The organism is Nonomuraea antimicrobica (assembly GCF_039536965.1).
Classification (GTDB): domain Bacteria; phylum Actinomycetota; class Actinomycetes; order Streptosporangiales; family Streptosporangiaceae; genus Nonomuraea; species Nonomuraea antimicrobica.
Genome location: NZ_BAAAZP010000089.1, coordinates 32,151 through 52,321 on the forward strand (window position 1 = coordinate 32,151; position 20,171 = coordinate 52,321).

The following is a 20,171-nucleotide window of genomic DNA, read 5'->3' on the forward strand; positions in this document are numbered from 1 at the left end:
TCCAGCAGTGGATGATCCCGGCTGGTGACCGGGAAAGGTCGACGAAGACGACGTCGTCGGCCCGGCAGCTCGCGGGCTGCGGGGCATCTGCTGGTCAGGCACAGAGGTACTGCATGGCCGCATGATAGATCATCGACACCGCACCACGTCGAGAGGTCTTCATGCCCTTCGATGGTCTGAACAAATTCGAGTGCGTACGAGTCCCGCCGGGTGTTGCATGAGTCGGATGATCGACGAACCGATGGAACGACTCCGCGAAGCCGCCCGACGCACCCGCGAGCTGGCCCGAAGCCGGGCGGTCACCGGCCAGGGGCACCACGACGCCGACAACGACGTCGGCACGATCGGCACGGACGGCGCCCTCGGGTTCGACCCGTTCCCCCTGCTCGAAGCCCTCCACCGCCACGGCGTCCGAGCCGTCGTGATCGGGCAGGTCGCCGGCATCATGCATGGCTCCACCGAGCTGACCGGCGATCTGGACCTGCTCTGGGACGGCACCCCGGCGCACGCCCCAGCCCTGGCGGCCGCCCTCGCCTCCGTCAACGCCCAGCTCTTCGACGACGCGGGCAACCCCGTGGCGACCCACCCGGATTCCCTTCTCCGCCCCAAAGTGGAGTTCACCTCACCCGGAGCCGGCGGCGACTGCTGCACCCCGGCGCTCCCCTGGGGCGGCATTCGCGTCGAAGAGTCACTCGACCGCGCAGTCACCGCAGTCGACCCAGGCGGCCTGGAAGTCCACTACGTCTCCCGGGAAGACCTGATCCGGATGCGCCGCGCCATAGGCCGCCCCAAGGATCTCCGGCGAGCGGACGAACTGGACTCGCTCGCCCCGCACCGCCGAGGCTGACGGCGTCCGTCGGTCGGCTCTCCCGCTGCGCCCGCGTTCCCTGAGGCCCTCCGCAAACGTTCTACGTTCACCATCTATTTAACATCCGACGTTGGACGTAGGATGTCCCATCGTAACCTTCTCCCCCCAGGAAGGGCGAAATCATGCACGATGGCTATCCCCCGGAGGGCCGTGCCGGGCTCCGCTCCCGGCTCCGCCGGGCGGGCGTGGTAATGGTGTTCACCGGCTTACTCGTCAGCACGTTCTCCGCCCCGGCGAACGCGACGCCGGAGGAGACCCCCTCCGCCCCGGCGAGCGCAACGCCGGAGCAAACCCCCTCCACCCCGGCGAACGCGACGCCGGAGCAAACCCCCGAGACCGGCGCGACCACCGGCGCCGCACCGTTCGTGAACGAGCAGGTGCTCTACAAACAGGGCGACTTCGGATACGGCTGCTTCCGGATCCCCGCCGTCGTACGGGCCACGAACGGCATGCTCCTGGCGTTCGCCGAGGGCCGGGTGAAGGACTGCGGCGACGACGAGGACATCGACCTCGTGCTGCGCCGTTCCGCCGACGGCGGGCAGACCTGGGGACCGCTGCAGGTGGTCTCGGAGGGCAACGGCACGACCCACGGCAACCCGGTGCCGGTCGTTGACGAGCGCACCGGGCGGGTCGTGCTGGTGAGCACCCACAACGGCGCCGACCCGTGCCCGAACGGCTGTGACCGCGACCCCTGGGTGCAGTTCAGCGACGACCACGGGGCCACCTGGTCGGCCGCCAGGGAGATGACCGAGGGCAAGCGTCCGGAGTGGAACTTCTGGTACGCCACCGGCCCGATGCACGGCATCCAGCTCAAGAACGGCCCGCACGCCGGCCGGCTGATCGTCGGGGCGAGCTTCGAGAGCTGGGACCGGGTCGGCAAACACGTCTACGGCACGCACCTGCTGTACAGCGACGACAGCGGGGTGACCTGGAACATCGGCGCGGAGACGTCCCGCGACGACGGCACGGTCATCGCCCAGGAGGTCACCGTCGTCGAGCTGAACGACGGACGGATCTACGCCTCGGCCCGCGAACGCGGCACCGACGACGGCAGCCGGGGGTACTCGACCAGCAGCGACGGCGGTGAGACGTGGGACGACCCGTTCCGCACCATGCCGGCGCTGGCGACGACCGACGTCCAGGCGTCGCTGCTGCGGTTCAGCGACGAGCGCATCTTCTTCTCCTCGCCGATGCACCCGGGCGCCCGGGAAGCGATGGGGATCCGGTCGTCCTACGACCAGGGGAACAACTTCGAGACCTGGAACGAGGGCAAGGTCTTCCACTGGGGGCCGTCCGCGTACTCGGACATGGTGCGTCTGGACGGTGACCAGGCGGCCCTGATGTACGAGGCCGGCAACATCTCGCCGTACGAGCAGATCCGGTTCACCCGGTTCAACGAGGCGTACCTGGAGACGCCGAACGGCACCCCGCCCAACTTCCCCGCACCCCCGCTGCCCGGTCCGACAACGCTGGACAGGTCGCCGAACGCCAACAAGGCGTATGTCCGCGGCGGCGCGACGACCACCCCCGGGCGGTTCGGCAACGGGCTGGCCCTCGACCGGGTGGACGACCGGGTGGAGGTGCCGTTCGACGACTCCATCGACCTCGGCGGGGATGACTTCACGCTGACCTCGTGGTTCCGGTACTCGGAGCTGACCGGCGCGCACTCGATCCTCTGGTTCCACAAGGTGGACAGGGGCACCAACCCGCCGGCGCTGTGGCTGCGGGCCGAACCGGCCAACAACCGCATCCGGGCGTTCCTCGGCGTCGACCGGTACGACGTGACCGTGCAGTCGACGAGCGCGTACAACGACGGGCAGTGGCACTTCGTGGCGGTCCAGCGGGTGGACGGCCAGTTCCGGCTCCTGGTGGACGGCGTACTGGTCTCGTCGGCGGCGGCACCGGCCGGTTCGCTGACCCTCGGCAAGGAGTTCGGGATCGACGGGATCCACGTCGGACAGCGGATGGACGGTGCGGACCGCTTCCGCGGAACGCTGGATGAGGTACGCGTCTACCGGCGCGCCCTCAGCACCGCCGAGCTGGACCTGATCCGGCAGCGGAACCTCTCGATCGGCGGTCAGCTCGGGCTGCGGCTGCCGTTGGACACGGTCGGCTAAGGGATACGGCTAAGGGATACGCACTGCTTGGCGATGGCGCTCGCGACCCGGCGAGCGCCATCGCCTCGCCTCTCCTCGCTTCACCTCACCTCGCCTCGCTTTGCGTGAACATCCCATGTCCCGAACGAGTGTGCGGGACTGGCCATAACCTCCCGGTGGGACCTCTGTGTCGTCGGCGTAAACTTTCCTGGCCTCCGCTGGTCTTTCAGGACCGAGAGGTGGGATGTTTGACGCAAGGTCTTCGACGAGCCTGGGGGTGGCATGCGTACACGTGACGGCGCGTCGCTTCAGGAGCGCATCGTCGCCCTGATTCACGAGCGCGGGCTGGCCGCCGGGTCACCGATGCCGACCGAAGTGCAGTTGATGGAGCTGCTCGGGGCGAGCCGCAACAGCGTACGCGAGGCCGTACGGGCCCTTCAGGCGCTGGGCATCGTCGAGATCCGGCACGGTCACGGGACGTTCGTCGGGCACGCGTCGCTCGACGCGCTGACCCCGTCGTTCGCCTTCCGGGTGCGTTCTGGGCCGGGCGGGATCCGCGCGCTGCAGGATCTGGTCGAGGTTCGCGAGCTGCTCGAGACCGGGCTGATCGGCGAGGTGGCGGAGAGCACCAGCGCCCCCAGGCTCGCCGCGCTGGAGGCCCTGGCCAATGGCATGGATCGGGACCGGGAAGCGGATCGGGCGTTCCACTCGCTGCTGTACGACGCGTGCGGCAACGAACTGGTGCTGCAGCTCATCGGCCTGTTCTGGGACGTCTACCACGAGGTCGAGCCGACGCTCGGCCCGCCGGAGGAGCGCACCGCGGAGATCGCCGTCAACCACCGCCGGATCGTGGCGGCGCTTCGCGCCCAGGACGCCGAGGCCGCCCGGGAGGCGATGCGGCTGCACTTCCGCGACGTCAAGGCGCGCATCGCACGGGCGGAGGCCCGCCTACCCACGCCGACCTGACCCGCTCACCCCAGACCCGCTCACACCAGACCGGCTCACAGTTGCCGGGCGGGTTCCCACCCAGATCTCTTCAGGCCGACGGCGAAATACTCACTCGGCACCGGGTACGACCATGGGGCAGGCGCCACCGCCCCGCGGTAGGTGTTGAGGATCTTTGCCGCATGGTCGAGGCAGTTGTTCTCGAACAGGTCATAGCCCCACTTCTTCGCGTCCTTGGCGAGCGCGGCGGCGGCCCCGACGGCACTGGTGGGCGTGTCCTTGCAGCGGTATCGCGTGTAGTCGATCCGGTTCGTACGGAATACGGACTTCACGGTGTCGAAGGTGCCCCGCCGCCACCAGGCACCGTTGAACGCCCCTTTCGGGACATGGCGGTCGCCCGCCTCGTTGCTGTCGGTGGACCCGAAGATCCATTGCGGGCTGTCGTCGATCCGGAACGCCCAGCCCACATGCCCGAGCACGGGCACCCCGGTCAGCGAGAGGAACATGCACACCCGTCCCGGACCGAGGGCGTACGCGGGGCTGCCGACCGACGCGGTGGCCGAGCCGGCGGTGACCAGCGCGCAGAGGGCTACGACGGCGCGCTTCACTGTGATCTTCATCGGAACGCTGGATCCCTTCGTGCGACGGCCGGCGCGAGGTCAGCGCGATCCGGCCTGGCGAGGTGGATCGGACACTCCGAGGATGATTGAGTTCGGGGATCACCGTCACGTCGGCAGTTCGCGGGACACGGTGTCACGCGAAGGCACCACTCCGACCTGTCCGGGCCGGCACGCCGTGCCGCCTGCGGCGCCGGCCTGATCCGCCGACTGCGTCGGATCGGTCGGGCCCGGCCCGAAACCAGGGCCCAGCACGAAATCAGGGCCCAGCACGAAATCAGGGCCCGCCCCAAGGGGGCGAGCCCTGATCTCGTGATGCGTGCCAGGTCAGGCGGGGACGATGTTCTCCGCCTGCGGGCCCTTCTGGCCCTGGACGACGTCGAAGGACACCTTCTGACCCTCGGTCAGCTCGCGGTAGCCGCCGTTGGCGACGATGTTGGAGTAGTGGGCGAAGACGTCGGCGCCGCCGCCGTCCTGCGCGATGAAGCCGAAGCCCTTTTCAGAGTTGAACCACTTGACGGTTCCGGTAGCCATGCCGATCTCCCTTAGAAAGGTGCAGGAAACTGGAGAATTCGCACCGCGCGAATTCTCGTGTCGCCGCGATGTGCCCATCCGGAGAAGACCGGTAAACGAAAAACGCGCCTGAAGATTACATCTGTCAGGCGCGCAAGAAGTCACTATGGGTGCCATAACTGCAACGTCCGGTAGTCTACCACGCGTGCGGCACTGGTGGCGCACCCAGAGGGGTCCTGGGGCCTCAGGAGCCGTGTTTGTGACGGTGTCCTGCCCTGTCACCAAGCTCACGCCCTGGCGGCACAGACGCGGGAAGGCCACCGTTCTGGCGGTAGCCCGGCGGCACGGGGGCAAGGAGAGGCGGCAGGCCGAGTCTGCTCAGCCAGGGCGGCGGACGGGCTGTCGACCTGGCCGGCGGGGATCGTCAGCGCCGTCAGAATGACAGTCAGCGGCATTTCAGCGACATTCAAGCGAGCACTTCTACGATGCCGTCGCGCGAACCGCTACGGGGGAGTCGATTCGCGCGACTTCGGTCATCGACTCATTCGGCTTTCCATTCCATGCGAACTGTTCCCGGGGGGCGAAGATCTTCAGTGCCAGAATCTTCTCGATCAGCCTGCTCGACTGCCGTGACCGGGACTGCGCCCAGGTCGACGAGGTCGCGCTGACCGTTCCGGCCACGTGACCGAGGCGCCGGGCGACACGGAGTTCCGACTCCTCGGGCCGGTTGGAGTCTGGGCGGGAGACAGGCTGATCGGACCGTCCACGGCCCAACAGCGTTCGGTGCTGGCGGCATTGTTACTGAGGCCCGGCCAGGTGATCCCCCTGGACCATCTGGTGGAGGCAGTGTGGGGAGAGCAGCCTCCGGTCTCGGCGCGCAATGCCGTTCAGGGGTACGTGTCACGGTTGCGGCGGATCCTCGCCCTCGTCCCGGACACGGAGCTGGTCACGTCTCCCCCGGGCTACCGGCTGGACCTCGATCTGATGCGAGTGGATCTGTACCGGTTCCGTGACCTGGTCGGTCAAGCCGGGTCGAGTGGTCCGGAGGAGGCCCGAGGGCTGTTCCGGCAGGCGCTCGGCCTCTGGCGCGGGGCACCGCTGGCGGACACGGCAGGTCCCTGGCTGCAGGAAACCTTCGGAGCGGCGTTGCGGGACGAACGGCTGACCGCCCTGGAGGACCGCATCGCGGCCGACCTGCGATGCGGACGTCACCGCGAACTGCTGGCCGAGCTGCCGATGTTGCTGAGCGAGCATCCGGTGCGGGAGCGGCTGGTCCACCTGACGATGATGGCGTTGCACCAGGACGGCCAGCGTGCCGCCGCGCTGGAGGTTTTCCATGACGCGCGGGCCAGGCTCGTCGAGGAGTTCGGCATCGAGCCGGGCGGCGAGCTGCAGGACCTGCAACGGCGGATCCTCAACGCGGACTCCGCGGCGGCACAGTGGACATATGACGGGAGCCCGGAGTACACCGCCCCGGTTCCCGCGGAGTTGCCGGCCGACGTGGCGACGTTCACCGGGAGGGCCGCCGAGGTGGCCCGGCTGACCGGCTTGCTCGGCGCGGGCGGGCGGACCCGGTCCGGGGTCTGCCAGATCAGCGGGATCGGCGGGATCGGCAAGTCCGCCCTGGCCATCCACGTGGCCCACGCGGTCGCCGATCGTTTCCCCGACGGGCAACTGTACGTGAACCTGCAGGGCGCCACACCGGAGGCCAATCCGGTCACCCCGCTGGCGGCACTCGGCAGGTTCCTGCGCTCGCTCGGCGTGGCCGACTCCGCCGTACCGGCGGACGTGGAGGAGGCCGCCGCGCGCTTCCGGACCCTGACCGGCGGCAAGAGGTTGCTCGTCGTGCTGGACAACGCCCGCGACGCGGCACAGGTACGACCGCTGCTGCCGGGCAGCCCCACCTGCGCGGTGCTGGTCACCAGCCGCAGGAGGCTCGCCTCGGTCGAGGACCCGGTCGAGGACTCGGTCCAGGTCCCGCTCGATGTGCTCAGCGACGAGGAGGGACTGGCCCTGCTGAGCGGGGTGGCCGGCGCGGGCAGGATCGCCGACGAGCCCGCCGCGGCGGCCGACGTGGTCCGGCTCTGTGGAAACCTGCCGCTGGCGCTTCGCCTGGCCGGAGCCCGGCTGAGCGCCCGGCCCAGTTGGCCGGTGTCGACGTTGGCGAGCCGGCTGGTCACCGCACGGCGCCGGCTCGACGAGCTGCGGATAGACGACCGCGCGGTGCGTGCCGGCTTTCAGGGCAGTTACCAGGACCTGCTGACCAGTTCGCGTGGTGAGGCGGCCGCGCGGATGTTCCGGCTCGTGGGTCTGCTGGACGGGCAGGACCTCGGCCTCGCCGTGGCCGCTGCGCTGGCCGGCACCTCCGACGAACAGGCCCAAGATCTGCTCGACCACCTGGTAGACGCTCAACTGGTGGAAAATCACGCCCCTGACAGATATCGCCTGCACGACCTGCTGCGGCTGTTCGCCCGCGAGCGGGCAGGCGAAGAGGAGAGCGCGACGGCTCGGCAGCAAGCCGTGGAGCGGGTCCTGCACTGCTACCTCGCGACTGCGCGTACCGCGGTCGGCATGATCAAGGGCAGCGGCTTGTGGCGCTCCGCCGTCGGGCCGGAGGCGCTCACCCATCAGGGGGTCAGGCTGGAGACCAGCGAGGACCTGCACGCCTGGATCGACGCCGAGGAGGACAACGTGCTGGCCGTCATCGGCCAGGCCGCGCACACCCCCGCCGCCGGGCTCGCGGTCGCGCTGGCCATGAGCTTCGCCGTCTCTCTGTACGAGCGGGGCCACTGGCTCAAGCAACTCGCCGTCTGCCGGCTCTCCACACAGGCCGCCGAGCACACCGGGGAGTTGCTTCTCAGCGCGCACGCCTACGGTGATCTCGGCTTCGCCCAGATCTGCACTGGTTGGACGGCCGAGGGGCTCGTCCACCTCCACCGGTCGCTGGCCGCCTACCAGGAGGTCGGTCACCCGCCCCGCGAGGTGGCTCTGCTGGACCAGATAGGTCTCGCCTATCGCGCCTTGGGCAACTTCGAGAAGGCCATCGAATATCACCTGCGGTCCCTGGACGCCGAACGCGGGCTGGCGGATGCCAGGCCCTGGCACGAAGGGGTCATCCTCACCCATCTCGGACTGGCGTACCAGCGGGCCGGGCGATTCGACGAGGCCGTCGATCTGCACACGAGGGCGATGGCGACGTTCCGGTCCTTCGGGTCCGCCCTCGACATCGTGTCCGTTCAGGTGCATCTCGGCGAGGCGTACCGGCTGGCGGGCGATCCGGACGAGGCCGTACGCCAGTACCGGCAGGCACTGGCGCGCTACCGAGCCGATGGTCGCATCGCCGACTATCGGGAGGCGGAGATCTCCTGGGGGCTCGGCCTCGCGCTCCACGATCTCGGCGAGTGGGACCAGGCACGGCGGTTCCGGCGGCGATCGGCTGTCATTCTGCACCACCTCGGCCTGGTCAGCGCCGAAGAAAGGCACGCCATGGAAACCACCGCGGAACCCGACACACCACGGGTGATCCGACGACAACTCTGACACCACGTGGAGGTCTCGCGCGGGGGAAAGGTCGTCCGGCATCGCCCAGCGAACGTGGGGATTTACCTGGCGATAAGGTGAGAGCCTGGGCGGAATCGCGGCCTTGCGGTTCCCGGGCGATTCCGGTTCGGAGCGGCGGTGAGCGGCGAAGGTTGGCTTCAGGTGCCGATAGGCCCGCAGGCTCGCCGCTGGCAGACGATCTCACCCGCTCGCAACGTTCTCGCGGTGGCGCGTACGGTGACCACCGCCGGCCGGCTGCTGGACCTCCTGCCGCTGTTCCAGGCCGATCGCCGCGTCCAGTTCCTGTTCACCGTGGGCAGCGGATCGGCGTTCGACGACGGCGTGACCGACTTCCTGCGCGAGGTCCAGGCCCGTACCGTCTCGTGGGAACAGGCCGTCGACACACCGTTCGACCTGGCTGTCTCCGCCAGCGCCAACGGAGACCTGCACCGGCTGAAGGCGCCGCTGCTGCTCGTGCCGCACGGAGCCGGGCACAACCGGCTCCTCGGCTCGGCCGACGGTCGACGGGCCGGGGTGTCCGGCCTGGCCCGGCGGCAGCTCGTACGGGAGGGGCGGGTGATTCCGGCGGCCATCGCGCTGTCGCACCAGGAGCAGTTGGCCCGCCTGGCGCGCGAGTGCCCGGAAGCGGTGCCGCGCGCCGTGGTGACCGGCGACCCGGTCTTCGATCGGATCGTGGCGAACGCGGGGCGGCGCGACCACTACCGGCGGGCCCTCGGCGTCGCCCGCCACCGCAAGCTGGTGCTGCTCAGCTCGACGTGGGGCGAGCACTCGCTGCTCGGCGCGAACAGCGACCTGGTGGCGCGGCTGGTCGCCGAGCTGCCCTTCGACGAATACCAGGTGCTCCTGGTCGCCCATCCCAACGTCTGGTACGGCCATGGCGGCCTCCAGGTGCGGCTCTGGCTCGGCGACGCCCGCGAGGCGGGGCTGATGCTGATGCCTCCCCGGCGGGGATGGCAGGCAGCGCTGCTCGCCGCGGACGTGATCGTGGGCGACCATGGATCGGTCACGTTCTACGGCGCGGCGCTGGGTCGTCCCGTCCTGCTCGCGTCCTCCGGGCGGGAGGCCGAGGAGCTGGACCCCGGCTCCCCCACGGCCGCGTTGTGCCGGGTGCTGCCCCGGCTCGATCCGCGGCGTGGCCTGCGACGGCAGCTCGAGACCGTCATCGCCGACCCTCGAACCCACGAGGAGGTGACCAGCCGTACCCTCGCCATGCCGGGCCGGGCGGAGAGCCTGCTGCGCGGCCTGGCCTACCGGTTGATGGACCTCCCCGAGCGCGGCCACTCCCCCGTCTCCGCACCGCTGGCCGAGCCGTGGGCCGAACGGGACGAGGTGCTCGCGTTCTCGGTGGAGACCGAGGTCCAGGGCTCGTCGGTGTCCCTGCGCCGCTTTCCCTTCGCCCCCGGACCCGACCGGGACGACCAGGACGACCGGGTACGCGAGGTGCACCTCGTCGTGGACGCCCGCGTACTGGACCGGCGGCTGCTGGAGAATGCCGCGATCATCGTCCGCGACGACACGGAGCCGCGGTGGGCGGAGGAGACACTGCGCCGCTACCCGGGTTGTCACCTCGCCGCCGAGATCGTCGATACCGGACTGGTCCACCTGACCCGGCGGGACGGGCAGCGCCTCGAGGTCTCCGCACCCGACCGTCCGCCGGATGCCTGGTGCCTGCCGTCGGCTGTGTACGGCTGGTTGACGAGTGGCCACGAGCCGCGCGACATCACCATCCACCTGGGTGGGCAGCACCTCCGCATCAACATCACCCCCCCCCGGCCCTTTTGAGGTCACCCGCGGCCCTTTTGAGAACACCCGCGGCCCTTTTGGGGCCACCTCCGGTCCTTTTGAGGTCGCCCCGGGCTCGGAACCGCCTGGCGGCTCAGCCGATGGCGGCCAGGCGCGCGCGTAGCGCGTCAGCCTTGGGCACGTTGCCCGTGGCCAGGCAGATCGCGACGGCCCGCCCCAGATGGGCCTTGGCCCGTTCGCGGTCGCCGGCGTCGTCGGCCAGTTCGGCGAGCAGCTCCCACGCCTGCAGTTCGCGCACCGGCGCGTCGCCCTCGCCCAGGAGGGCCGCGGCCGTCTCCGCCGATCGCACCGCCCGCGCGTGGTCGCCGAGCGCGCGATGGGCCTCGCTCATGCCGAGCTGGATGCGGCCCTGGCCGGCGCTGTCGTGGGAGGGGAGCAAGGACTGCGCGCGTTCGAAGGCCGCGAGCGCCTCGCCGTAGCGGCCCTCCCGATTGTTCGCCAGACCGATGTGGTAGCTCTGCAGGCCCACCCCGCGCTGGTTTCCGGCCTCCTGGTGAATGGCCAGCGCCGCGGCGAAGCGCTCGACGGCCCTGCCCGGCTCTCCCTGCGCCAGGGCCGCGCGCCCGAACGACTCCAGGACCACCGCCTCCATCCGGCGCTCGCCCGAGTCGAGAGCCGCCTGCCACGCGCGGCGCAGCTCCTCGTCCGCCTGCTCGTACGCCCCGAGCTCCACGTGAGCGCGGGCCAACTGGTTCCGCATCCGGGCCTCCACGGCGAGCGCGCCGAGGCGCAGTGCCGCCTCCACTCCCAGCCGGTTGACCTCCAGCCAGTCCGCGTAGTGGCCGCGGTCGTGGTGCAGCGGCCACAGCGCCTCGGCGACCTGCCAGACGAGGTCGTCCCACTCGCGGGCCGCCGCCGCGCGTACGACGGCGAGCACGTTGGTCCGCTCCGCCTCCAGCCACTCGACGGCCTCACCACGGGTGCCGAACGGCTGCCCCACCGCCGAAAGCCGCGCCCCGTGGTCGGCCAGGCGCAGGCGCCGCCCCATCGCGGCATCGGCGGCGGCCACCTGTCCGACGTACCACTCCGCCACCCGTCGCAGCGCCGCCTCCCGCTCCCGCGCGGGCTCCTGTCTCTGCCCGCACCGAGCCGCGTGCAGCCGGACGAGATCGTGGAAGCGATACCGGCCCTCCTCGGCCTCCTCCACGAGGTTGGCGTCGAGGAGCAGGTCGAGCGCCTCTTCCGGCTGGTGAGCCAGGACGGCCCGGACCGTGCCGAGCCCGAAGTCCGCGACCGGGATCGCACCCAGCAGGCGGTAGAGCCGGGCCGCCGTCTCAGGCAGCCCTTCGTACGCCGACTGGAACACCGCCTCCACCCTGGCCCTGCCCTCCGACGTCAGGCGGTCGAGACGCTGCTCGGCGTCGGTCAGCTCACCGACCAGCCGGGCGATCGTCCAGGCGGGACGCTGCGCCAGCCGCGCTCCCGCCACCCGCAGCGCGATCGGCAGGCCGCCGCACAGCCGCACCAGCTCGCCGGCCCACTGGGGCTCGGCCGCCACGCGGTCGTCACCCAGCATGCGGGCCAGCAGCGACACTCCCTGCTCCGCCTCCAGCGGCGCCAACCTGACCGGCCTGGCCCCGGCGACGAGCAGCTCGCCGAGCTGGCGGTGGCTGGTCACGACCACCGCGCTGCCGGCGGAGGCGGGGCACAGCGGCGTCACCTCCGCGGCGTGCTCGACGTTGTCCGCGAGCACCAGCAGCCGCAGGTCCGCCGTCAGGGAACGGAACATGCCCGCCCGCTCCGCCAGCTCGGCCGGGATCCACGACTCGTGCACGCCGAGCGCGCGCAGGAAACCCGCCAGCACTCCGCTGATCTCCGCGCCACCGTGCTGCCGCAGCGCGTTGAAGTCGACGTACAGCTGGCCGTCGCTGAACCGTTCGCGCGCCCGATGCGCCCACTGGTGACTGACCGCGCTCTTCCCGACGCCCTTCATCCCGCTGATCACCGCGACCGCGGGCCCCTCGTGCAGAACGCTGTCGAGCAGCGCCAGCTCACTGACCCTGTTGACGAAGCCGCGCGGTATGGCGGGCAGTTGACGGGGAACGCGGACGGGCGACGGAGGCGGGGCGCCGATGTTGACCGAGCCGATGCTCGCGGCCTGTATCACGGGGCCGTCGACCTGCCCGGACACCTCGTTACGCAGCGGGGCGCGATGCGTCTCGTCGTCGCCGGGACCGTTCCCCGGATCCCCCTCATCCATGAACCACCCTCACCCGATCCCCTAACTTCCACCTTTATCCACGTTTAGGGGAATTTATCCTTATCAATGAGATGGTCACCTGTCGCGAGCCATATCCAATCAGCAAATCGCATCAATCATGGCACGCCTCCCACGAGCGCGACCTACGCTAAGGGAAACCTCTTCGCCTGGGAGGCGCGGATTGGACCCCAGTATCGTTCCCACGTTGGCAGCGGTCATCTCCGCGATAATCGGCGGCGCCGCGGGCGAGGCCGGCAAGGGCGCCTGGACCTCCCTGACCACGCTCGTCCGCCGCCGCTTCGGCGACGACGACACCGTCACCGCCGCCATCGAACGCGCAGAAACGCGGCCTGTGGAAGAGACCGCGCAAATCATTGCGAACTACGCCACGGATGACCCCGCATTCGCGGAGGAGCTCCGGCGCTGGAGTGCCGAGTCCGCTCGCCTCGTCCAGAGCAAGCACGACGTGTCGAACACCATCAGCGGCGACGCCCGCATCACCGGCCCGGTGCTCCAGACGGGCGACGTCTTCGGCTCCATCAACCTCGGCAACCCATAGCCCACAGTGTGGCGGTGCGGTCCATACTCGGTGCGGAGGCGGTCGAGCGGTTCGACAGCCGGGTAAAGCCTTTGAGACCACCGCGGCGGGCTGGCTAATCTGCCGTCCATGTCCTCGCTCACGCGGCGCTGCCTGGCCCCTGCCGAGACCGGCCCGGCGTTGCGCGCGCTGTGCGACTGGACGCCCGTCGACGCCCCGGGCGGCGGCCTTCATCCCGGAGACGTGGGGTGGCAGCTACGGTTCGACGACGCGGCCGTCTTTCTTTGGGTCGATGATGCGGCGCCGGTGGCAGTCGGCTTCCTCGACGGGCCCGTGCTGCGCGTGACCGCCGCACCCGGCGCCGATCTCGGGGCGCTCGCGGCCGACGCCGAAGAGCTGCTCCAGCCCGGCAACGACCGGTCCGACGGTCTGCCGGTGCCCGGGTGGGAGCCCGAGCGGGAGGAGTCCTGGCTCGTCATGTCGTGGGCCCCGCGCCCGGTGTCGAGCCGCGCCGAGCCGGTCGGGCCTGCCGGCGCGGCCGACCGGGTGCTGGTGCAGCGGTCCGCCTTCGCGGGATCCACGTTCACCGTCGAGCGCTGGCACACGATGAAGCGGTCGCCGGCGGGCGAGCTGGCCGTGGAGGCGCTCGTCCGCACGCCCGCCGGGGAGCCCGCGGCCGCCGCGACCGGATGGTTCGCGGGCGTGGGCAGGTGCGGGCTGCTCGAACCGGTCGGCGCCCATCCCGACCATCGCGGGCGCGGCTACGGGCGCGATGCGGTGCTGGGCGCGTGCGCGGCTCTCGCCGATCGGGGTGCGAGCGCGGTCGCCGTCGTGACACCGTCCACGAACGAGGCCGCGGTGGCGCTCTATCGATCGGCCGGGTTCACCGTCGTACGCGAGAACCGCGATTGGGTGCGCGCTCGACGAGCTTGAGCGCCGCGCCAGGCGACGCATTGACCAGCGGCTTCATCCCGTACGACGTGGCGAGCGTCCCCGAGGAAAGCCGCAGGGAGCTCTGGGGGTTCACGGCAAACCGGGACTTCTCGGCGGGCGAGTTCGTTAGACTCCTGCACCTCCGCAGGACAAGAGAATGGGAGCGCGCTCGCGGTGGGCGTCGAGATCAAGATCTTGGGACCGGTTGAGGTCACGGTAGACGGTGCCACGGTGAGGCTGGCGGGAGCGCGGCGGTTGGGCGTACTGGCCCGGCTGGCGCTGAGCGTCGGGCAGACGGTCTCCTCCGAGCGGTTGGTGGCCGACGTGTGGGGCGACAGTTCGGTGTCCACCGTGGACAAGCAGCTCCACATCGTGGTCTCAAAACTGCGGGAGACGCTACCGGGCAGGGTCATCGCCACGGTGCCCGGCGGGTACCGGCTTGACCTGCCGTCGGAGAGCGTGGACGCGCACCGGTTCGCCCAACTGGTCCGGCGGGCGCGCGCCACCCGGGATCCCACCACCGCGATCGGCCTGCGCGAGCGGGCGCTGGCGTTATGGCGCGGGGATGCGCTGCAGGGCAGAAGCGAGACGTGGGCGCAGATCGAGGCGGCCCGGCTGGAGCAGGAACGCCTCGCAACGCTGGAGGACCTCGTCGACCTGCGCCTGTCCGCCGGTGACCACCATGTCGTGCTGGGTGAGCTGACCGCGCACGTGGAGGCCCACCCCCTGCGGGAACGCCCGCGGGCGCAGTTGATGCTGGCGCTGTACCGCGCGGCCCGGCCCGCCGAAGCGCTGGAGGTCTACCAGGAGACGCGCCGCGTCATGGCGGACGAACTGGGCATCGAACCGGGAGTCGCGCTGGACCGCTTGCAGCGCGCGGTGCTGGCCGGGGATCCCGCGCTCGACCTGGCCACCGGTCCTGGCTTCGCCTCCGCCGAGCGCGTGATCCCCGCCGAGCTGCCGCCCGACACACCCGCCTTCACCGCGCGCTCTGCCGAACTCGCCTGGCTCAACCAGGTGCTCGCCGACACCGCGCCGGGCTCGCCGGCGATCGCCGCGATCGACGGCCCCGGCGGCATCGGCAAGTCCGCCCTGGCGATCCACGCCGCGCACGCGGTCGCCGACCGGTTCCCCGACGGCGTGCTCTACGTCGACCTGCACGGTGCGTCGGCGGGCATCCCGCCGACGGCTCCGATCCAGGTGCTCGGCCGACTGCTGCGGTCGCTGGGCGTCGACGACGCCGCCGTTCCCGCCACCATGGAGGAGGCGACCGCCCGCTATCGTTCCCTCACCGCCACCCGTACCCTGCTGATCCTGCTCGACAACGCCCAGGACGCCGGCCAGGTCCGCCCGCTCATCCCCGCCGGACCCACCTGCGCCGTCATCGTCACCAGCCGCCAGCCCCTGGCCCTGCTGAACGGCGCCGAACACCGCCACCTGACCGGCCTCGACCACCGCGACGCCACCGCGCTGCTGGCCCGCGTCACCGGCCCAGAACGCGTCCACGCCGAACCGACGGCCGCCGACCAGATCGTCACACTTTGCGGCGGCCTGCCGCTCGCCCTGCGCATCGCGGCCGCCCGGCTGGCCGCACGCCCCGATTGGACCCTCACCTACCTCGCGGGAAGACTCGCGGTCGCCACCGGCCGTCTGGACGTCCTGCAATATGCCGACCTGGCCGTCCGTACCGCCATCGCCGTCAGCCACCACCACCTGCGGGAAGAACCCACCGGGCGCGACGCTTCCCACCTGTTCACGCTCCTCGGGCTGCTCGACACGCCCACCCACACCCCGGCAGCCGCCGCCGCCCTGGCCGACTGGCCCGATCACCGGGCCGAAGCCGCCCTGGACCGTCTGCTGGACGCCCGTCTCCTGGAATCGGCCGGTCTCGGCCGCTATCGGACGCACGACCTCGTCCACCTCTACGCCCGCGAGCAGGCCACCCTCGACTGCCCGGAAGACGAACGCCGCGCGGCCGTCCGACGCACGCTCCACCACTACCTGTCCACCGCCAAGACCGCCAGCCTCCTGCTCGACCCCTCGTCGGCGCAGGCCCTGGCCGACCACGACGGCGAGCGCCCCGGAGTCGCGCTCGCCACCGCCCAGGAGGCCCGCGTCTGGACGGACCAGGAGCGCGACAACCTTCTCGCCGCCGCCCATCAGGCCGCGGCCGTCCGCGATGATCCGGTGACCGCGATCGGTCTGGCCTGTGCTCTCAACTGGCCCTTTGTCACGCTGTGCCTGAACCGGGAATTGATCGACCTGCACACCCGCGTCCTCGAGATCGCCGTCGCGTCCGGCGACTTCGCCGCCCAAGGGCTGGAGCACCACCTCCTCGGCGATCGCTACATGGCCATGGGCCAGTTCTCCATCTCGGCCGAACATCACGAGCAGGCACTCATCTTCTGGAAACGGGCCGACCGGCCGCGGCGCATGATGTCGGTCTACAACGGCCTCGGCATCACCTACGCCCAGTTGGAGCGGCACGACGAGGCGCTCGCCGCCATGGAGAACGGCCGGGCCCTCGCCGAAGCCGCCGCGCTACCGGACTTCCAGGCCATCTTCCTCTGCAACCGTGCGGTGATCTACGGCAAGCTGGGCCGACTGGCCGACGCGATCGCGACGGCGCAGGCCAGCTTGGCCCTGTGGGCCGAGTTGGACAACCCGTTCAGGGAGGGGATCACCTTTGACGCGCTGGCGGACGCCCACCGCAGGGCGGGGCAGCTCGACGAGGCCGAGTCCGCCTACCGGACGGCCGTCACGCTCCAGCAGGAAGCCGACTACCACCTCGGGACGGCCACGTCCCTGTGGGGCCTCGGCCAGACCTACCACGACCTGGGCCGGGACAACGAGGCGTGGACGTGCTGGCGACGCTCGCTCGACATCCTGCGCGACGTCGGACTGCTGACCCAGGACGAGGTGGACCACCACCTGTCCCAGGCCGTACCCGACACCCCCGGCCCGATCATGAACGTCCTGTGAGCCCGCGCGGGCCTGTCACCCCTGATAATGCGGAACGAGGGAGCTGAATCTATACAGGTCTACGGAGAGGAGAAGAGCCAGAATGGCGATCATGACTCTGCTCCTCCAGAGGAGACCGGCCGCGAAAGCAATCAGCAAGACGGAACCGCCGGATGCCCACGTCGCGAGAAACACCATGTCGGTGTCACTGTAATCCGGCATCGCCGAATCCCAGTTGTAGTTGGTCGGCATGAAACTGGCAAGCATCGCGAACAACCCGAAGGCTGCTGCTGCCAGGCCGGTAACGAGGCGCGCCATCCGGGCACCCTGATGCGCCCGTTCCAGGCGGCGCTGTTGTTCCGACAGCGGCAGGACGCGCATATGACGTCTGTCGTTGGGCGCTTTCATCTCGGACCACTCCCTGACAGTGAGCCTGGCATCCCGAACGCGGAGGAGGAAGCCTAGCGGCCCAGCGCGCTCGCCGAGGTCCAGCAGAGGATTGCGGGGCTGCTTCGACGATCCAAGCCACCTGACCTGGGGTGCTGCCGCATAGTGGCAGCTTGCCGTCCGACGGGCTTGGGGGCTTGCGGGTCAGGCCCTCGGACGTCGTTCTCGGTCCGGCCGGTCGATGCGTGTCGTGGGTGGGCGACGGCTCAGGGGAGCAGCAGGCCCCAGTACAGGGCCCACGGCACGAACGCCACGCCGCCCGCGACCAGGAGTCCAAGCCGTGCCTGCTCGCCACGGGTGGCGACCCGCCGCAGCCGCCCCGCCGTGACGAGGGTGGCCACGGCGGTGATGATCGCGACGGCCTGGAGCAGGAGCCAGACGACCGGCCTGCCCGCCAGCAACGGCCCGGGGGCGGCCAGCTTCACGCCCGTCATGATCACATAGAACAGGTACGCGAACCCGCCCAGCAACACCGTGAGCCCGCCGGCGCTGACCAACCGGGCAGCCCTCAACGGCGCCACCTCCACCCTGGTACGCCTGACCCGCCGGACCAGGGCCACCACGGGATACGCCCCGAACGCCACCAGCAACAGCACCACCGCCGCGAGCTGCACCCCCGCCGACTCCCACCACGCGGTGGGCGGCACCTCCACGGAGTCGTCGGCCTGCACCGGCTCAGGGCCCGAGACTTGGGCCACGGGAGCCTGCCCCGAGGTCGCCTGGCCCACCCACGTCCCGACCAGCTCCGCGTACCCGGGGGCCAGCTCGGGCAGCCGGGTGACGCCGTCGTCGGGCGTCTGGTGGGCGGCGTGGTCGGCCTCGGCGAAGAACTGGAACGTGTACTGGCGGTTCCCGCCCGCCTCAAGCGCCCTGGCCATGATCGGGGGCGTCTCCCTGGGCGGTGTCAGCAGGTCGTGCACGCCCCAGATCGAGAGCACGGGCTGACGCACCTGCGCGAGGATCGACTCGGAGTCGTGGTACGGCTCGGGGAACATCCCGCCGTCCGCGATCACCCGGTACAGCGTGGGCTCGGCCCGGTCCACCAGCGACCCGCTGACGCCAGCCTTCCGCAGCCCCGCAGCCACCGCCCACGACTGCTGCCGCAGCGGGTCAACGGCGTTGGCGCCGACGAGGATGACGAAGGAGATGTGGCTGGATCGGGAGGCGGCGATCGGCGCCACCCATCCTCCCTCGCTGAGCCCCCAGATGCCGACCTTGCCGGGATCGACCCCCGGCTGTCGCCGCAGCGTCTCGACGGCGCCCAGAGCGTCGTCGGCGAGCTGCGCGTACGACCGTTTGAACGTGGAGTAGCCCTCGGACCGCTTGTCGTAGATGAGCACCGACATGCCCTGCCGCGCGAAGGCCACGGCCTCGCCCAGCAGCTTCTCCCGTGACGTTCCGGTGCCCGCGCCGTGCACCAGCACGACTCCGGCGCGCTCGTCCTCGGCTCCGGCCGGGCTGATCACGCTGCCGTGCAGCAGCAGGTTTCCGCTGCCGCGGAAACTCACCTCTGCCGAGGTCAGGTCGCCCGAGAGGGCGGGCGGTGCGCTGGACGGCACGGAGGCGGAGGCGGGGCCCGCGAACAGGATTAACGCGGCGGCGACGGCCGCGAGGATTCTCTTCACGTTGCCGAGACTACTCTGCAGAGAAATATCGGCAAAGAGATGTCTGCAGATATGGTCCTGAAGGACTAGCCTGATCGTCATGAAGGATGACGAGCCGTTCGTGCTCGACGACCCGGACCGGCTCAAGGCCCTGGCCCACCCGATGCGCCGCCGGATGCTCACTCACCTCAACGTGCACGGCCCCGCCACCTCCACCACCCTCGGCGAACTGCTCGGCGCGAAGACCGGCACGACCAGCTACCACCTGCGCCAACTCGAGAAGTACGGCTTCATCGAGGAGATCCCCGAGCGCTCGACGGGACGCGAACGCTGGTGGCGCCGCGCCGCGATCCCCCGCGACATGCGCCTGCCGACCCCCGACGAGGTGGCGCCCGAGGACCGGGCGGTGCTGGAGGAGTTTCACCGGGTCGGCTACGAGGAGGACCGCGTCCTGTTCGAGCGCTTCCCCGCCGCCTACCGGGCCGACCCCGGCTGGGCGCGAGGCTCGCGCGGGCTGGCCCGCGTCACCAAGGACGACCTCGACGCCTTCTACAACGAGTACATCGCCCTGCTCCTGCGCTACAGCCGCCCCGTCACCGAGGCCCCGCCGGACGCCCGCCCCGTCTACATCCGCCTCTTCACCCTGCCCGCGGACGAGTGAGAGCCCCGGGAATCAGCCGGTTCGGGCCTGGCGTGCGACAGAGATCTTGACGTAGTGCTCGGGTCAACGGTCCCGACGACACCTGGTCGCCCATTCGCCAGTGGCAGTCGGCAGCAGCACGTACGTACGCGCCTCCGGTCCCCGGCAGGGCCGGGGGCCGGAGGTGGCGCCTACTGGAGCCAGAGCCGGTAACCGGTGGGCTCGACGGTGCACTTGTACGCGTTGAAGTTCTCGCGTACGTACTGCTGACCGGCGTCCACGCACGCGGTCTTGCTGCCGTAGATACCCATGGCCCGCCAGGCCGCCGCCTGGGCGGGCAGGGCGGGCGCGGCCGGGTGATCGGTGAGGCATATCAAGTGACTTGATCAGTCTCGGCAACTCTCGCCCTTGCGACCCCCCTTCCGCCATGAGAAAGGTGGGTCGC

At 70.6% G+C, this 20,171-nt stretch carries 15 protein-coding genes; 9 read left to right on the forward strand and 6 right to left on the reverse strand.

Annotated elements, in window-relative coordinates:
* Positions 1–226: 226 nt before the first annotated feature.
* From ABD844_RS23555 to ABD844_RS23565, 3 genes are all read left to right on the forward strand, one after another.
* Entirely contained in the window at positions 227–847 is a 621-nt protein-coding gene (locus ABD844_RS23555; RefSeq protein ID WP_344881745.1) for a hypothetical protein, read from the forward strand.
* A gap of 143 nt (positions 848–990) precedes the next feature.
* Positions 991–2,985: an exo-alpha-sialidase gene (locus tag ABD844_RS23560; protein WP_344881748.1), complete on the forward strand. Its 1,995-nt coding sequence runs from the start codon at positions 991–993 to the stop codon at positions 2,983–2,985.
* A gap of 261 nt (positions 2,986–3,246) precedes the next feature.
* Positions 3,247–3,930, forward strand: a complete 684-nt coding sequence (locus ABD844_RS23565; RefSeq protein WP_344881750.1) for a FadR/GntR family transcriptional regulator — start codon at positions 3,247–3,249, stop codon at positions 3,928–3,930.
* A gap of 35 nt (positions 3,931–3,965) precedes the next feature.
* Here ABD844_RS23565 and ABD844_RS23570 read toward each other — a convergent pair whose 3' ends face one another.
* Both ABD844_RS23570 and ABD844_RS23575 read right to left on the reverse strand, forming a co-directional pair.
* Positions 3,966–4,529 (reverse strand): hypothetical protein, encoded by a 564-nt coding sequence (locus ABD844_RS23570; RefSeq protein WP_344881754.1) that lies wholly within the window; start codon positions 4,527–4,529, stop codon positions 3,966–3,968.
* 324 nt (positions 4,530–4,853) lie between these two features.
* Positions 4,854–5,060, reverse strand: coding sequence for a cold-shock protein (locus ABD844_RS23575; RefSeq protein WP_344881757.1), 207 nt, complete (start codon positions 5,058–5,060; stop codon positions 4,854–4,856).
* Between the two features lie 660 nt (positions 5,061–5,720).
* Between ABD844_RS23575 and ABD844_RS23580 the strand changes: the two genes are divergently transcribed.
* A complete protein-coding gene (locus tag ABD844_RS23580; RefSeq protein WP_344881760.1) occupies positions 5,721–8,579 on the forward strand; it encodes an AfsR/SARP family transcriptional regulator in 2,859 nt (952 codons plus the stop codon).
* Positions 8,580–8,741: 162 nt separating this feature from the next.
* A complete protein-coding gene (locus tag ABD844_RS23585) occupies positions 8,742–10,382 on the forward strand; it encodes a CDP-glycerol glycerophosphotransferase family protein (RefSeq protein ID WP_344881763.1) in 1,641 nt (546 codons plus the stop codon).
* 94 nt (positions 10,383–10,476) lie between these two features.
* On the opposite strand, the gene ABD844_RS23590 is transcribed toward ABD844_RS23585, so the two are convergent.
* On the reverse strand, positions 10,477–12,603 hold the full coding sequence (locus ABD844_RS23590; RefSeq protein ID WP_344881766.1) for an NB-ARC domain-containing protein: 2,127 nt from the start codon (positions 12,601–12,603) through the stop codon (positions 10,477–10,479).
* Positions 12,604–12,808: 205 nt separating this feature from the next.
* Between ABD844_RS23590 and ABD844_RS23595 the strand changes: the two genes are divergently transcribed.
* From ABD844_RS23595 to ABD844_RS23605, 3 genes are all read left to right on the forward strand, one after another.
* Positions 12,809–13,162, forward strand: coding sequence for a hypothetical protein (locus tag ABD844_RS23595; protein WP_344881768.1), 354 nt, complete (start codon positions 12,809–12,811; stop codon positions 13,160–13,162).
* Positions 13,163–13,270: 108 nt separating this feature from the next.
* Positions 13,271–14,074: a GNAT family N-acetyltransferase gene (locus ABD844_RS23600; RefSeq protein ID WP_344881770.1), complete on the forward strand. Its 804-nt coding sequence runs from the start codon at positions 13,271–13,273 to the stop codon at positions 14,072–14,074.
* Between the two features lie 231 nt (positions 14,075–14,305).
* A complete protein-coding gene (locus ABD844_RS23605) occupies positions 14,306–17,056 on the forward strand; it encodes an AfsR/SARP family transcriptional regulator (protein ID WP_344881773.1) in 2,751 nt (916 codons plus the stop codon).
* 15 nt (positions 17,057–17,071) lie between these two features.
* On the opposite strand, the gene ABD844_RS23610 is transcribed toward ABD844_RS23605, so the two are convergent.
* Both ABD844_RS23610 and ABD844_RS23615 read right to left on the reverse strand, forming a co-directional pair.
* A complete protein-coding gene (locus ABD844_RS23610; RefSeq protein ID WP_344881776.1) occupies positions 17,072–17,443 on the reverse strand; it encodes a hypothetical protein in 372 nt (123 codons plus the stop codon).
* A 245-nt stretch (positions 17,444–17,688) separates the two neighbouring features.
* Positions 17,689–19,107 carry an alpha/beta hydrolase family protein gene (locus tag ABD844_RS23615; protein WP_344881779.1) on the reverse strand — a complete coding sequence of 473 codons (1,419 nt, stop codon included), beginning with the start codon at positions 19,105–19,107 and terminating at the stop codon, positions 17,689–17,691.
* Positions 19,108–19,186: 79 nt separating this feature from the next.
* Here ABD844_RS23615 and ABD844_RS23620 point away from each other — a divergent pair, with 79 nt between their 5' ends.
* Positions 19,187–19,747, forward strand: coding sequence for an ArsR/SmtB family transcription factor (locus tag ABD844_RS23620; RefSeq protein WP_344881782.1), 561 nt, complete (start codon positions 19,187–19,189; stop codon positions 19,745–19,747).
* Between the two features lie 170 nt (positions 19,748–19,917).
* On the opposite strand, the gene ABD844_RS23625 is transcribed toward ABD844_RS23620, so the two are convergent.
* Positions 19,918–20,103 (reverse strand): hypothetical protein, encoded by a 186-nt coding sequence (locus ABD844_RS23625; protein ID WP_344881785.1) that lies wholly within the window; start codon positions 20,101–20,103, stop codon positions 19,918–19,920.
* Positions 20,104–20,171: the final 68 nt, after the last annotated feature.

Bases quoted from the DNA above. Each gene is read 5' to 3' on its own strand.
- ABD844_RS23575 (WP_344881757.1), bottom strand. From the start codon at position 5,060: ATGGCTACCGGAACCGTCAAGTGGTTCAACTCTGAAAAGGGCTTCGGC.
- ABD844_RS23555 (WP_344881745.1), top strand. From the start codon at position 227: ATGATCGACGAACCGATGGAACGACTCCGCGAAGCCGCCCGACGCACC.
- ABD844_RS23590 (WP_344881766.1), bottom strand. From the start codon at position 12,603: ATGGATGAGGGGGATCCGGGGAACGGTCCCGGCGACGACGAGACGCAT.
- ABD844_RS23620 (WP_344881782.1), top strand. From the start codon at position 19,187: ATGAAGGATGACGAGCCGTTCGTGCTCGACGACCCGGACCGGCTCAAG.
- ABD844_RS23570 (WP_344881754.1), bottom strand. From the start codon at position 4,529: ATGAAGATCACAGTGAAGCGCGCCGTCGTAGCCCTCTGCGCGCTGGTC.
- ABD844_RS23600 (WP_344881770.1), top strand. From the start codon at position 13,271: ATGTCCTCGCTCACGCGGCGCTGCCTGGCCCCTGCCGAGACCGGCCCG.
- ABD844_RS23610 (WP_344881776.1), bottom strand. From the start codon at position 17,443: ATGAAAGCGCCCAACGACAGACGTCATATGCGCGTCCTGCCGCTGTCG.
- ABD844_RS23560 (WP_344881748.1), top strand. From the start codon at position 991: ATGCACGATGGCTATCCCCCGGAGGGCCGTGCCGGGCTCCGCTCCCGG.
- ABD844_RS23565 (WP_344881750.1), top strand. From the start codon at position 3,247: ATGCGTACACGTGACGGCGCGTCGCTTCAGGAGCGCATCGTCGCCCTG.